The 13,259-nt window shown below is 42.7% G+C and carries 14 protein-coding genes; 12 read left to right on the forward strand and 2 right to left on the reverse strand.

The features are described 5' to 3' along the window. Nucleotides 1-133: 133 nt before the first annotated feature. A complete protein-coding gene (locus tag ACFSVN_RS09860; RefSeq protein WP_390301773.1) occupies nt 134-1,405 on the reverse strand; it encodes an acetyl-CoA hydrolase/transferase family protein in 1,272 nt (423 codons plus the stop codon). Nucleotides 1,406-1,653: 248 nt separating this feature from the next. Between ACFSVN_RS09860 and ACFSVN_RS09865 the strand changes: the two genes are divergently transcribed. The 9 genes from ACFSVN_RS09865 (at nt 1,654) to ACFSVN_RS09905 (ending at nt 10,525) form a co-directional block, all read left to right on the forward strand. Then, nucleotides 1,654-2,112 (forward strand): RrF2 family transcriptional regulator, encoded by a 459-nt coding sequence (locus tag ACFSVN_RS09865; protein ID WP_390301776.1) that lies wholly within the window; start codon nt 1,654-1,656, stop codon nt 2,110-2,112. Next, complete coding sequence (locus tag ACFSVN_RS09870; RefSeq protein WP_390301779.1) at nt 2,112-4,568, forward strand: heavy metal translocating P-type ATPase; 2,457 nt, start codon at nt 2,112-2,114, stop codon at nt 4,566-4,568. The genes ACFSVN_RS09865 and ACFSVN_RS09870 overlap by 1 nt, the downstream gene beginning before the upstream one ends. Beyond that, on the forward strand, nt 4,559-4,747 hold the full coding sequence (ccoS, locus tag ACFSVN_RS09875) for a cbb3-type cytochrome oxidase assembly protein CcoS (protein WP_390301782.1): 189 nt from the start codon (nt 4,559-4,561) through the stop codon (nt 4,745-4,747). The genes ACFSVN_RS09870 and ccoS overlap by 10 nt, the downstream gene beginning before the upstream one ends. After that, nucleotides 4,748-6,955 (forward strand): cytochrome-c oxidase, cbb3-type subunit I, encoded by a 2,208-nt coding sequence (gene ccoN / locus ACFSVN_RS09880; protein WP_390301786.1) that lies wholly within the window; start codon nt 4,748-4,750, stop codon nt 6,953-6,955. Nucleotides 6,956-6,957: 2 nt separating this feature from the next. Next, entirely contained in the window at nt 6,958-7,149 is a 192-nt protein-coding gene (locus ACFSVN_RS09885; RefSeq protein WP_390301789.1) for a hypothetical protein, read from the forward strand. Further along, nucleotides 7,146-7,748: a cbb3-type cytochrome c oxidase N-terminal domain-containing protein gene (locus ACFSVN_RS09890; RefSeq protein ID WP_390301792.1), complete on the forward strand. Its 603-nt coding sequence runs from the start codon at nt 7,146-7,148 to the stop codon at nt 7,746-7,748. Before ACFSVN_RS09885 ends, ACFSVN_RS09890 begins: the two co-directional genes overlap by 4 nt. Before the next feature lie 193 nt (nt 7,749-7,941). Further along, a complete protein-coding gene (ccoG, locus tag ACFSVN_RS09895) occupies nt 7,942-9,411 on the forward strand; it encodes a cytochrome c oxidase accessory protein CcoG (protein WP_390301794.1) in 1,470 nt (489 codons plus the stop codon). A gap of 4 nt (nt 9,412-9,415) precedes the next feature. After that, on the forward strand, nt 9,416-9,865 hold the full coding sequence (locus ACFSVN_RS09900; protein ID WP_390301797.1) for a FixH family protein: 450 nt from the start codon (nt 9,416-9,418) through the stop codon (nt 9,863-9,865). Beyond that, nucleotides 9,866-10,525, forward strand: coding sequence for a sulfite exporter TauE/SafE family protein (locus tag ACFSVN_RS09905; RefSeq protein ID WP_390301800.1), 660 nt, complete (start codon nt 9,866-9,868; stop codon nt 10,523-10,525). A gap of 44 nt (nt 10,526-10,569) precedes the next feature. On the opposite strand, the gene ACFSVN_RS09910 is transcribed toward ACFSVN_RS09905, so the two are convergent. Beyond that, complete coding sequence (locus tag ACFSVN_RS09910) at nt 10,570-11,274, reverse strand: HAD family hydrolase (RefSeq protein ID WP_390301803.1); 705 nt, start codon at nt 11,272-11,274, stop codon at nt 10,570-10,572. An 82-nt stretch (nt 11,275-11,356) separates the two neighbouring features. Here ACFSVN_RS09910 and ACFSVN_RS09915 point away from each other — a divergent pair, with 82 nt between their 5' ends. From ACFSVN_RS09915 to ACFSVN_RS09925, 3 genes are all read left to right on the forward strand, one after another. After that, entirely contained in the window at nt 11,357-11,947 is a 591-nt protein-coding gene (locus ACFSVN_RS09915) for a LemA family protein (RefSeq protein WP_390301806.1), read from the forward strand. 94 nt (nt 11,948-12,041) lie between these two features. Beyond that, the gene (locus tag ACFSVN_RS09920; protein WP_390301809.1) at nt 12,042-12,500 is read left to right on the forward strand and encodes a TPM domain-containing protein; all 459 of its coding nucleotides are present in this window, start codon (nt 12,042-12,044) and stop codon (nt 12,498-12,500) included. Beyond that, on the forward strand, nt 12,493-13,245 hold the full coding sequence (locus ACFSVN_RS09925) for a TPM domain-containing protein (protein ID WP_390301812.1): 753 nt from the start codon (nt 12,493-12,495) through the stop codon (nt 13,243-13,245). Before ACFSVN_RS09920 ends, ACFSVN_RS09925 begins: the two co-directional genes overlap by 8 nt. Nucleotides 13,246-13,259 lie beyond the last annotated feature (14 nt).

Here is a 13,259-nt window from a genome sequence, read left to right on the forward strand (position 1 = left end):
GAATTTTGTCTAGTACCTGTGTCCCTTCGGAGGGACAGGAAGAATGAACTTGCTCATTACTTCCGGGGGGACCGTGCCGAGCTCAAGCTTAAGAGGTAATTCCATCAAAAAGGTTCCTCCAGCCGTTCTACATTCACCCCTTAAATCGTTCAAACACTGCCTGCTCTAATTCTTCCCGATGATCAGGATGAGCAATATCGACCAGGGCCTTGGCACGCTGACCTAGATTTTTTCCATATAAATTCGCTATTCCATATTCAGTGACTACATAGTGAACATGAGCACGGGTAGTAACAACGCCCGCTCCTTGTTTCAAAAATGGTACAATGCGGCTAATTCCCTTGTTTGTTGTTGAAGGTAATGCTATGATCGGCTTCCCTCCCGGTGAAAGGGATGCTCCCCGTATAAAGTCCATCTGACCGCCCACTCCTGAATAATGGTACGTCCCTATTGAATCTGCACATACCTGTCCGGTCAAATCTACTTCTACCGCACTGTTGATAGCAGTTACCTTAGGGTTTCTTCGAATTACAGCGGTATCGTTGATGTAGGCGATATCCAGCATGGCCACAGAGGGATTGTCATTGATGAAATCGTAGGTTTTTCGTGACCCCATCACAAATCCACTTACAATTTTACCGGGGTGAATTTTTTTCTTCTTGCCATTGATAATACCTTTCTCCACTAATTCAATCACTCCGTCAGAGAACATCTCGGTATGAATACCAAGATTTTTATGCCCGGTAAGACTTTTCAAGACAGCATTTGGGATGGCGCCAATCCCCATTTGCAAAGTCGCGCCATCATCAATCAGGCTCGCACAATTTTTCCCGATCTTAAGTTCTGTTTCATCCGGCTCAGGTACTATTTGTTCAGGAATTTCATCATCTACTTCAACCAGTGCATCAATTTTGCTGACATGAATTTGTCCATCGCCATGAGTCCTGGGCATATTGGGATTAACTTGTGCAATCACATATTTCGCAGTTTGAACGGCCGCTACAGTCGCTTCCACCGAAACCCCCAGTGAGCAATACCCGTGTTTATCAGGTGGGGAAACATGAATCAATACTACATCCAATGGCATGATACCATTCCTGAACAAATTTGGTACCTCACTTAAAAATACGGGGACATAATCTCCCCTGCCTTCATTGATCGCTTTACGAACATTCGCTCCTACAAACAATGCATTCACAAAAAAGCTGTCTTTATATTCCGGAGCTGCATATGGTGCAGGGCCTTCTGTGTGAAGATGGACCACCTCCACATCTTTTAACTCCTGATGCCGATCGGTCATCGATTGTACTAATTGGACCGGAGTTGCTGAAACCCCATGTACAAAAACCCGATCACCTGATTTAATTTTTTTTACCGCTTCTGCCGCCGTCTTATATTTACTCATAGTCCTGTTTTTGATGATTCAGCCAATGATAAAGAACCATTGTGAATTTTTCTTTAAGAGTGTGTTTTGTAATTCTGAATTCTCGCTTCCATTGTAGGTTACAAGAACAGGTATCTCAATCAGTCTATCAATCAGTCTATCAATCAGAAAATTAATCGCCTTTACTATTGAATGTTTTACCAAATCCTCTTAAAATCTAATATCGATATTAGAATATGAATATTTGATTTATAAATGTATTTATGAGGTTGATCTCACAAGGTGCTCAATACGCTATATCAGCAATTATAGCCATTTCCAAGCATACAGAAAGCGGGGCTGTTTCAGCTTCTTTTTTATCAAAGTCATTGAATTGCCCCACAGCATATCTCTCTCAAATTCTCGCTAAGCTCAAGAAACCCGGAATACTTAAATCACAACGGGGCCTTAACGGGGGTGTTTATTTAGCCAAAGACATTGACTCTATCACTATGATGGATGTTATTGCAGCTATAGATGGAACTGAGTTTTTTGATAAGTGTTTTATGGGAATTGAGGGTTGTGGAAATATTGAACCTTGTCCTTTTCATCACTTCTGGTCGGTGGAACGAAAAAAAATACAGCAATGGCTTGAAAGAACTACCTTTGCTGAAGTTGATGAAAAGATGACTCAGGCCTGGTTCGATCTACGCTTGCAATTTTCAAGCGGTGTTCCTTCATTAAGCTGATGGCTACAGTTACTGCAACCATATCATCTGATGTTTGCTACCACTGTGGAGAGGACTGTTGTGCAGATTCTGTCGCCTTTGATAATAAAGATTTTTGTTGCACCGGGTGCAAATCGGCTTATCAGATTTTAGACAAAAGCGGACTTTGTTCCTATTATGATCTCGAAGCAAATCCTGGCATCAACCTCAAAAATACGAAGCATCGAGCCCGCTTTGATTACCTTGAGGACGATGAAGTTATTGATCGCATTTCAGATTTTCGTGATCCGAACAAGCTTTCCCTTACTTTATTCATTCCGAATATTCACTGCACTTCCTGTGTTTGGTTGCTGGAAAATCTTCAAAAGCTTGATTCGGGAGTTCTCCAGAGCGGGGTAAATTTTCTAAAAAAAGAGTTATCTCTTCTTATTGACACAGAGAAGTCAACACTTCGGGATGTGGTTGAACAGTTAGTAACCATTGGGTACGAGCCGGAAATTAGGCTTGAAAAGCTTGACTCCAAAACAGAAAAATCTCATCAAAACCGCTCACTTTGGCTGAAAATGGGTGTAGCCGGTTTCGCTTTTGGGAACATCATGCTGTTCAGCTTTCCGGATTATCTGGATACCACCGGAACCGGATTGGGTGGTAATTTCCACATTTTTTTCGGAGCTCTGAATATCATTCTTGCTCTTCCTGTTTTAGTATATAGCAGCAGCGATTATTTAAAATCGGCATTCGCTGCCCTTAGCCAGCGCGGGGTAAATTTGGATGTCCCTATTTCTATTGGGATCGTAGCTTTGTTTTCTCGCAGTGTGTATGAGATCATCACCATGACCGGAACCGGATATATGGATTCCTTCACCGGACTCATTTTCTTTTTGCTCATTGGCAAGCTGGTTCAACAAAAAACCTTCCACCGGCTATCTTTTGATCGCGATTATCGCTCCTACCTCCCCATCGCAGTGAATGTACTGAATGATAATTCAGAGGAATATTCTGTGTCACTGGATAAACTTATACCCGGAAAAAAAATGAGGCTTCGAAATCAGGAACTCATACCCTGTGATTCTACACTTTTGTCTGATGAAGCTTTTATGGACTACAGTTTTATTACGGGAGAATCAGAGCCGGTTTCTGTTAGAAAAGGCGAAAGAGTTTTTGCCGGCGGTCGGCTTATAGGAAATGCAGCTCTTTTCAATACGGAAGAAAAAGTCACCAACAGTTACCTTACCAAGCTTTGGAATCATGAGGCCTTTCAAAACAATGAAAAGGAACTGAAGCTCACCACTTTTGCGGATAAGATCAGTCCCTATTTTACGATTGTTGTTTTGGGTATCGCTTTTTTCGCTGGTTTGTATTGGCTGCAAACGGCTGGAGTGGAACCGGCTTTATCCGTTTTTACCGCTGTACTGATCATTGCTTGCCCTTGTGCACTGGCTCTTTCAACACCATTCACTTTAGGTTCTGCCCTGAATGTGTTGTCTCTAAACGGACTATTCATCAAGAACCACTTATTGATCGAAAATCTTTCCAAAGCCACTTCTATCGTTTTTGATAAAACCGGTACGCTGACGGAAAGTGATTCGGCTGAAGTTACATTTCTTGGGGACGTACTTTCATCCCAGGAAAAGACATTAGTGAAGTCGGCCTGTAAAAACTCCATACATCCGCTGAGCCGGAAAGTAGCCAACTCTATTGAAAGTTCGTTTCTCCATCAACCCACAAACTTTGAGGAACAACCCGGAAAAGGCATTTTCTCTGAAATCGACGACACATTGATTTGCCTCGGTTCACGATCATTTCTTGCTGAAAAAACCAGGATGAAATTGCAGGAAATTCCAGAATCCAACTTCAATGGATCAACAGTACATCTCTCTATTAACGGAGTTTATAAAGGATTTTTTGGGATCAGGGCGGGTATACGTGATGGAATCTCAAACCTGCTTCAATCCATTAAAGAGAAATTCAGTATCTATTTGCTATCCGGAGATAATGAAGCACAGAAATTGGAATTCACAGATTATTTTGGTGCTAACAAGTCCCTTCTCTTCAACCAAAAACCGGAGGAGAAACTGGATTTCATCACACAACTTCAAAATAATGGCGAGCAAGTAATTATGGTGGGCGATGGGCTGAATGATGCCGGGGCCCTTAGAAAATCTGATTTTGGAATTGCCCTGGCTGATGATATCAGTTCATTTACTCCTGCCTGTGATGCCATCCTGGAAGGAAATTCTTTTAAAAAACTGGATTCCTTCATCAAATTTTCAAATCAGAGTATGAATATCATTATTGCGAGTTTTGTACTCTCGCTGTTGTATAACACCATTGGATTAGCTTTTGCAATCACCGGGAATTTATCCCCATTGGTTGCTGCTATTTTGATGCCGTTGAGTTCCATCAGTGTGATGGTGTTCACTTTTACAACTACACGATTTTTTGCGCGCAAAGGAGGTCTGACTATATGGAAGTGATTTATATGCTTATTGGCTTCAGCCTGCTGGTGGCTCTCATATTCTTAGGATTATTTTTCTGGGCAGTGAGATCCGGACAGTTTGACGATCAATATACCCCCTCCATGCGCGTGCTCTTCGACAGTAAAAAATCTTCAACAGAAAAATCAAACAACAACCAAAAACATCGGGATGAATAAATGTCTTCATCAACTTTAGAAACTTTCCATTACGATAATGAGACGGTCCGAAAATTCGGGATAGCAACGATCCTTTGGGGACTTATCGGGTTTATCGTAGGGCTTACTATTGCCCTGAAATTGATCTGGCCTGACTTTCTGGGATTTATACCGGAACTCAGTTACGGCCGGCTCCGTCCACTTCACACTAATGCTGTGATCTTTGCTTTTGCAGGTAATGCCATTTTCTATGGCGTTTACTATTCGCTTCCAAGGCTGTGTAAAACACCCATGTGGAGCCGAAAGTTGAGTGATATTCACTTTTGGGGTTGGCAGGCTATTATTGTATCAGCCGTGCTTACATTGCCATTTGGCATCAACACCAGTAAAGAATATGCAGAATTGGAATGGCCGATCGATATTGCCATTACGATAATTTGGGTGATCTTCGGGATCAATATGATCATGACGATCATGAAACGCCGAGAAAAGCATTTGTATGTAGCAATCTGGTTCTACATTGCCACCTTTGTGACAGTTGCCGTTTTACATGTTGTCAATTCCTTTGAAATGCCTGCCACTTTCCTGAAAAGTTATCCGGTTTATGCCGGCGTTCAGGATGCATTGGTGCAGTGGTGGTACGGACACAATGCTGTAGCTTTCTTTTTAACGACTCCCTTTTTGGGAATTATGTATTACTTCATTCCGAAAGCAGCTAACCGGCCGATATTCTCTTATCGATTATCTATCGTCCACTTCTGGTCGCTGATTTTTATTTATATCTGGGCCGGACCTCACCACTTGCTTTATACGGCTCTTCCGGGGTGGGCTCAGGCACTAGGTACAGTTTTCAGTTTGATGTTGATAGCGCCCAGCTGGGGTGGTATGCTGAACGGCCTTCTTACCCTTAGGGGGGCATGGGATAAAGTTCGGGAAGACCCTGTGCTGAAGTTCCTGGTAGTTGGTGTTACCGCTTACGGTATGGTAACTTTTGAAGGCCCCATGCTTTCCATCGCCAATGTGAATGCGATTGCTCATTATTCAGATTACATCATTGGGCACGTACACAACGGTGCGTTGCTGTGGAATGGCGGTCTAACCTTCGCTATGCTGTATTACATCACCCCGAGGATCTACAAAACTAAATTGTACTCGGTAAAACTGGCAAATGTCCATTTTTGGTTTGCCACGATGGGTGCTGTCTTTTATGTCATCCCGATGTACTGGGGGGGAATTACTCAAAGCCTGATGTGGAAGGAATTTACTTCTGAAGGTCTTCTTCAGTATCCAAACTTCCTCGAGACTGTAACTCAGATCATGCCGATGTATGGGCTTAGAGCGATTGGAGGAACACTATTCATAATTGGAGCCATCTTTGGGTCTTATAACCTGTTCAAAACAGCAAGACAAGGTTCTTTCGAAGCAGATGAAGTAGATGAAGCACAACCTATCATAGATCCTGCAGCCGGTCATAAAGAAAGCTGGCACCGCAGACTGGAAGGTCGTCCTCTGCAACTTACTGCCCTTACTTTAGTGGTTATTCTGATTGGTGGAATTATTGAATATGTACCCACCGCTTTAGTAAAATCCAATGTACCTACTATAGCCAGTGTGAAGCCATATACACCGCTTGAAATTGAAGGAAGGGACATATACATCGCTGAGGGTTGTAATAACTGCCACTCGCAAATGATCCGCCCTTTCCGCTCCGAAACCGAACGATACGGAGAATATTCCAAAGCCGGTGAATTTGTGTATGATCATCCATTTTTATGGGGATCTAAACGTACCGGACCCGATCTGCACCGTATAGGTGGTAAATACCCGGATAGCTGGCACGTTCGCCACATGTATGATCCTACTTCCACTTCCCCGGGTTCTATTATGCCTGCTTATCCGTGGATGTTCACAGATGAAATGGATATAGAAAGCATACCGGCTCGTATCAATGCCCTGCGAACAGTGGGTGTACCATATGCTGAAGGATATGAAGATCTGGCCATCCGAGACCTGGAAGCCCAGGCTGAACAGATCACAAGAGGCCTTCATGAAAACGGTTTTGGTGAAATTGATGGAATCGAGATCACTTCCGATAAACAGATCATTGCCATCATCGCTTATATGCAACGGCTTGGAGTAGACATCAAAGGAAATGTAAATCCTTGGGAAGATCTTCCATCAAGCGATCGTATTCGGGCCAATTTTACACCGCAGCAGGAGGATGAATAGTCATGTATAAAAACGTAATGCGTGCTATTGAAGACATCGGCATTTACCCCAGTATTTCCCTGATCCTGTTTTTTGGATTTTTTGTGGGACTGATCATTTACCTGATCATAAAAGGAAAAGATTACTGGAAAGATGCCGAACGGCTTCCTCTCGAAGATGATGACAATATGAACTTCAAACATTCAGAACAATGAAAGTATTTGACGACGAAAAAGACCTGCTGATGGATCACGAATATGACGGAATTCGTGAGCTTGATAATCACATGCCGGTTTGGTGGCTGTGGCTATTTTATTTTACCATCGTCTGGGGCATAGGATATATGGTATATTACTATATGCTTGGCGGACCTACCCAGGAAGAATTATATGAACAGGAAATGGCAGCTGCAGCCGAACAATACGGCCTGGAACCGGAAGGTGATGGCAGTGAAGCCGAAGTTTCTGACTTTACCTGGGCATTCCTTGAAGATCAGAGCCGCATTGAAGAAGGCCGCGAGATCTATATGAGCAATGGAAATCTCTGTTACACCTGTCATGGAGCTAATGGAGAAGGGATCGTGGGACCAAATATTACTGATGACCTATGGATTCACGGATGTTCAGCTGAAGAGATCGCCAGCAGTATTATTGAGGGATACCCTGACCGAGGAATGATCGCTTATGGAAGTGGCGCTAGGCTTTCAGATGAACAAGTACAAAGCTTGGTCAGCTACATAGCCTCCATCCAAGGTACCGAACCTGCAAATGCCAAGGCACCGATCGACCGTGCAGTGCCTTGTAGTTTGGAGTGATTAGTGATAAAGTGATGAAGTGAGCTTTGGTTATTTAATACTCAGCCAAAAACTAAATCACCAATGGTAAGTAAAACCTAGAATTTAGTATAGGTTTACTTCATCATTTTTACTTCATCACTAAACTTCACATAATCCTCAAAAAGGGATCGTAATATCGGTGATAATCAAGGGATATAAGGTTGATTAACTAATGGCAAATTTAGAAGAAGAACGACGTATTGATAAAAAGAATTTTCGTGACCACCTTGCTACAGTAAATGAGGAAGGAAAGCGAAACTGGATCTATCCCAAAAAACCGAGCGGACGGTTTTACAAGGCGAGAAACGTTGTGGCCATATTACTTTTGGCTTTCTTTTTTAGCGGACCGTTTATTACCATCAACGGAAATCCGCTTTTGCTTCTGAATATAATTGAGCGAAAATTTGTCATTTTTGGCGTCACTTTTTGGCCCCAGGATCTTCACTTATTGCTTTTCGGGATGTTGACCTTCATCCTGTTCATCGTCCTCTTTACAGCAGTATTTGGTCGTCTTTGGTGTGGATGGGCATGTCCGCAGACCATTTTTATGGAAATGGTATTTAGACGAATTGAATACTGGATAGAAGGAGACGGAGCCGACCAATTCCGGCTCAATAAGAAACCCTGGAATCTTGAGAAGATCACTAAGAAGGTTAGTAAACATGCTATCTTTTTTGGGATGGCTTTTCTAATCTCCAACATGTTCCTAGCCTATATCATAGGTAAAGATCAGTTATTCGAGATCATTACTGATCCTCCCTCTGAACATTTAGCAGGACTCAGCTCCATGATCATATTCAGTGGTGTTTTCTATGGAGTTTTTGCTTTCATGCGTGAACAAGTTTGTCATTTTGTATGCCCTTATGGCAGAATGCAATCCGTGATGCTTGACAATAACTCCATCAATGTAATGTACGATTATGTTCGGGGAGAAACGCGGGCAAGCGTAAAAGACCGCTACCAGTTAGAAAACAGAAAGGCGACTCTGGAAGACCTCGGTTTCAGCGCGAGTGAACAATTCGGAGACTGTATCGACTGTTATCAATGCGTAAAAGTTTGCCCAATGGGCATTGATATCCGAAATGGAACACAGCTCGAGTGTGTACACTGCACGGCCTGTATTGATGCCTGTGATTCCGTTATGGAAAAGATCGGCAAGCCGCGCGGACTGATCCGTTATTCTTCAGAGAATGCCATTCGCAAAGAAAAGCAAAAAATTCTGACTCCAAGAGTTGCCGGTTATTCGGGAATACTTCTTATTCTACTTACTACATTCATCACCCTGTTGACGCTTCGCCCTGATACCGAAACAACAATTTTACGTGAGCCCGGAACACTCTACCAGGAACTTCCTGACAATCGGTATGCTAACATTTACAACGTAAAGATCCTGAATAAAACTTTTCAGGAAATGCCCATAGAAATCCGGTTGGAAAGTCCGGTTGGAGACGTCGTGTCTTTAGGAACTGTTGATTCCGTCCAACCTCAAAACTCAGCTGAAGGGCGATTTATGGTGCAGGTGCACCAAGATAATCTGAGTGGCCTACAAACCGAACTTACATTTGGTATTTACTCAGGAGATGAAAAACTTGAAACGGTAACCTCCGGATTTTTAGGTCCGGATAACACTCCCAATAATTAATACTATGAAGAAATTTAACTGGGGTACCGGCATCTTTTTAGCCGTTACCTTATTTGTGATCGCCACTTTAAGTGTGGTTAGTTACCTCATTAGCCTCGACTTTTATCTTGTCTCAAACGACCATTATGAACAAGGGGTTGAATACCAGGAAACCATAGACGGACAACAGCGAGTTGAGAATCTGGAAAATCCGGTACTGGTACTTTTTGATGAGCCTAATATCTCCATCAAGATCACCTTTCCTGAAGCATTAAGAGCTGATTCACTTTCAGGAAGTATCACCTTCTACCGACCCAACAACTCAGAACTTGACCGCAAATATAAGCTTCAAATAGACGAAAACGGCCAACAGACCATCCCTGTCTCTGATTTTGAAAAAGGCCGTTGGAAACTAACATTGGAATGGAAACAAGATTCGCTGATCTACATTGACGAGAAGAATATCTTTATTTAAATGGAACTCTGGACCGGATTTACCTTGGGACTTTTGGGCAGTTTTCACTGTATTGGGATGTGCGGACCTATCGCGCTGAGTATTCCGGGAGAAAACCGTTCAAATTCATCCATGTTCTTTCGGGGTATATTATATAACTCCGGCCGCATCTTTACTTATGCATTCTTAGGTTTTGGATTAGGAATTTTAGGAATGGGAGCTACTATTGCAGGATACCAGAATTTACTTTCCATCAGTTTAGGTGCATTGATCGTTCTTTTTGCTCTATTTCCACACATTAAGTTTCCAAAAAAACCTGGAAAGCTTTATGATAGATTTCAGAAGATGATCAGTTCCTCCATTGCTACACTCTTTAAGGATAGATCAGTGTCGTCCGCTTTTTTAATAGGATTGTTGAACGGCCTTCTCCCCTGTGGATTTGTAGTTACAGCACTGGCCGTTGCACTTGTTACTGATACCGCTCTCCACAGTAGCATCTACATGGCTTTATTTGGGTTGGGCACTTTACCTGTCATGCTAATGATGAATATGGCTCCTGGCTTTATCTCTCCAAAATGGAGATCAAAACTGCGACCATTCTCTACCTATTTTGCTGTTATCATTGGGTTATTGCTGATCTGGCGAGGGGTAATGGTTGGTAATGGGATGATCGGGCATTGATGATCTCAAATGTTTCTTCCTTATCGGGCGAATACGATCCACCCTTACTTTATGTTTAATGCCTTTAACAAATCCGTAAAATCATCAAAAATTAAATGGGCAAGTTTGTAGCCTTCATCAACTGGTGCTTTGGTGAACCAGGCTACTTTCCAATTTGCTTTGGAACCGCCTACTACATCCGAAGTGAAAGAATCACCAACATACAAGATATCCTCCCGGTCTACCCCGGTTAGTTCCGTGGCATGATCAAACACTTTGGGATGTGGCTTCATCTCTCCCACTTCTTCTGAAATGACTATATGCCTGGCAGTTTCCTTTAGCTTGAACTGATCTATCTTCAGCCACTGGGTTTCCGCAAAACCATTCGTCATGATACCGACTTCAAAATTTTGAGTAATCTTATTATAAGACTCATATGCCCCATCTATCCACTCCCAATGATTCCGATAATAGCGCATATATACTTTTCCCGCTTCTTCATGCATCTGCTCATCAACTCCCAGATCCCGAAATGTTTCCTGAAAACGACGACGGTGCAACTCATGACGGTCTATTTCACCGCGTCCATATTCTTCCCACAATCCTTTATTTATGTGATGATAAGTATCCAACAGCTGCTGCTCGGGGATTCCATCAAACATGTCGAAATGTTCGTGAACATCCTGAAGTCCGGCTTGTTCTGCCTTTTTGTGATCAAGGAGGGTGTCGTCTAAGTCAAAATAGATGAATTTTGGATTCAGTTGTGACAATGGAACGGTTTTTGATTAAAGTTGAACCTAAAGATATTTACCTTCGTAAGAGGGCAACAAATAAACCACAAAATCTCTACTCATGAAAGCAAAAATTTTGATCATTATCGGAGTGCTTGCGCTCCTCGTTTTTTATGGAATCAGCGTTAATAACAGCTTAGTTACTCAAGAGGAAAACGTGAACGCTGCCTGGGCTCAGGTTGAAAACCAATATCAAAGAAGAGCCGATCTTATTCCAAATTTGGTAAATACCGTTCAGGGAGCAGCCGACTTCGAATCCGAAACCTTACAGGAAGTGATCGAAGCACGAAGCCGTGCAACATCCGTTAACATCGATGCCAATGACTTGAACAACCCACAAGCTTTCCAGCAATTTCAGGAAGCACAAGGACAACTAAGCGGAGCCTTATCACGATTACTCGTAACAGTAGAACGATATCCCGAACTTCAGGCCAACCAGAATTTCTTAGACTTACAAGCTCAACTTGAAGGCACGGAAAACAGGATCTCTACAGAGCGCATGAGATTTAATCAGGCTGCACAGGGATTTAATACTGAGATCCGTCAATTCCCAAAAAGCATGTTCGCTTCCATGTTAGGCTTCGAACAAAAAGAATATTTCCAGGCTGAACAAGGTGCAGAAGAAGCCCCTGAAGTAGATTTCAATAACTAATTTTAATAGATAATAGATATAAGACATAAGATTTGAGACATCAAAATTCGGTCTTTTATCTAATGTCTAACATCTTACGTCTCATAAACAACCAATGGCAAAATTTCTTACACAGGAACAGGAAGAAGATATTGTTGAGGCCATTAGTCAGGCTGAAGAAGCAACTTCCGGTGAGTTACGAGTTCACATCGAGAAAAAGTGTAAAGCTGACTCACCCATTCAACGCGCCAAAGAAGTATTCGCAGAACTTAAAATGCACGAAACTGAATTCCATAATGGCGTAATAGTATATGTGGCCTGGAAAGATCACAAGGTAGCCATTTGGGGAGATGAAGGAATACACAGTAAAGTAGGCCAATCATTTTGGGAAGAGGAGCTTGAGTTAATCCTGAAATACTTTAAAGCCGGTGATTATCAAACCGGACTTACGGAAGTAGTCCTTCAGATCGGACAGAAACTGAAAGAGAATTTCCCTTATGAGCAAAAAGGTGAAGTAAATGAGCTATCCAATAAGATCAGTTACAACAAAGATGAGGGGAAAAAGGATGCGTAAACTTCTAAGTCTGATACTATTTTTTGGGATCTCATTTTCAGTTGCTGCACAGGACTTTTTGCCTGAACGTCCTGTAGGAATGGTCAATGATTTTGCTGATATGCTGACTTCATCTGAAAAACAGCGACTTGAGCAGAAGTTGACCAATTATCGTGATACCACAACCAATGTGATCGCCATTGCCACCCTGGAAAGCCTTGAGGGGTATTCTGAAGATGAAATAGCCACTACCCTCTTTAATAACTGGCGCATGTGGGAAGGAGAACGCTACAATGGGGTTCTTATCTTAGTTTCTGAGCAAGACCGACGCATGAAGATCGAAGTTGGCTACGGACTTGAAGGTGCTATTCCTGATGCCATGGCTAACCGTGTGTATACTAACATATTGGTGCCGAGTTTTCAGGCCGGTGACTTTTATGGCGGGTTGGATCAGGCTACAAATGTTTTGATCGATCTGGCTGCCGGAGAATTCAGTGGTTTCCCCGAAAATAGATCTTCAGGAGGTGAAGGTTTTCCTATCGATGTTCTCATCATTTTTATCATCATCATATTTATCCTGATCACTCGAGGGAAAGGAGGAAAAGGCGGAAAAAGACATTCCATTGGGTCTAGCGGTATTATCTTTTATGGTGGAGGCTTTGGAAACGGAGGCGGTTCCTTCGGTGGCGGAGGAGGCGGCTTCGGAGGATTTTCCGGTGGTGGCGGATTTGGTTCCGGCGGTGGTGGCGCCGGCGGTGGCTGGTAGATCTAATTCTAAGT

The sequence above is a fragment of the Gracilimonas halophila genome, assembly GCF_042684365.1.
GTDB classification, from domain to species: Bacteria; Bacteroidota; Rhodothermia; order Balneolales; family Balneolaceae; genus Gracilimonas; species Gracilimonas halophila.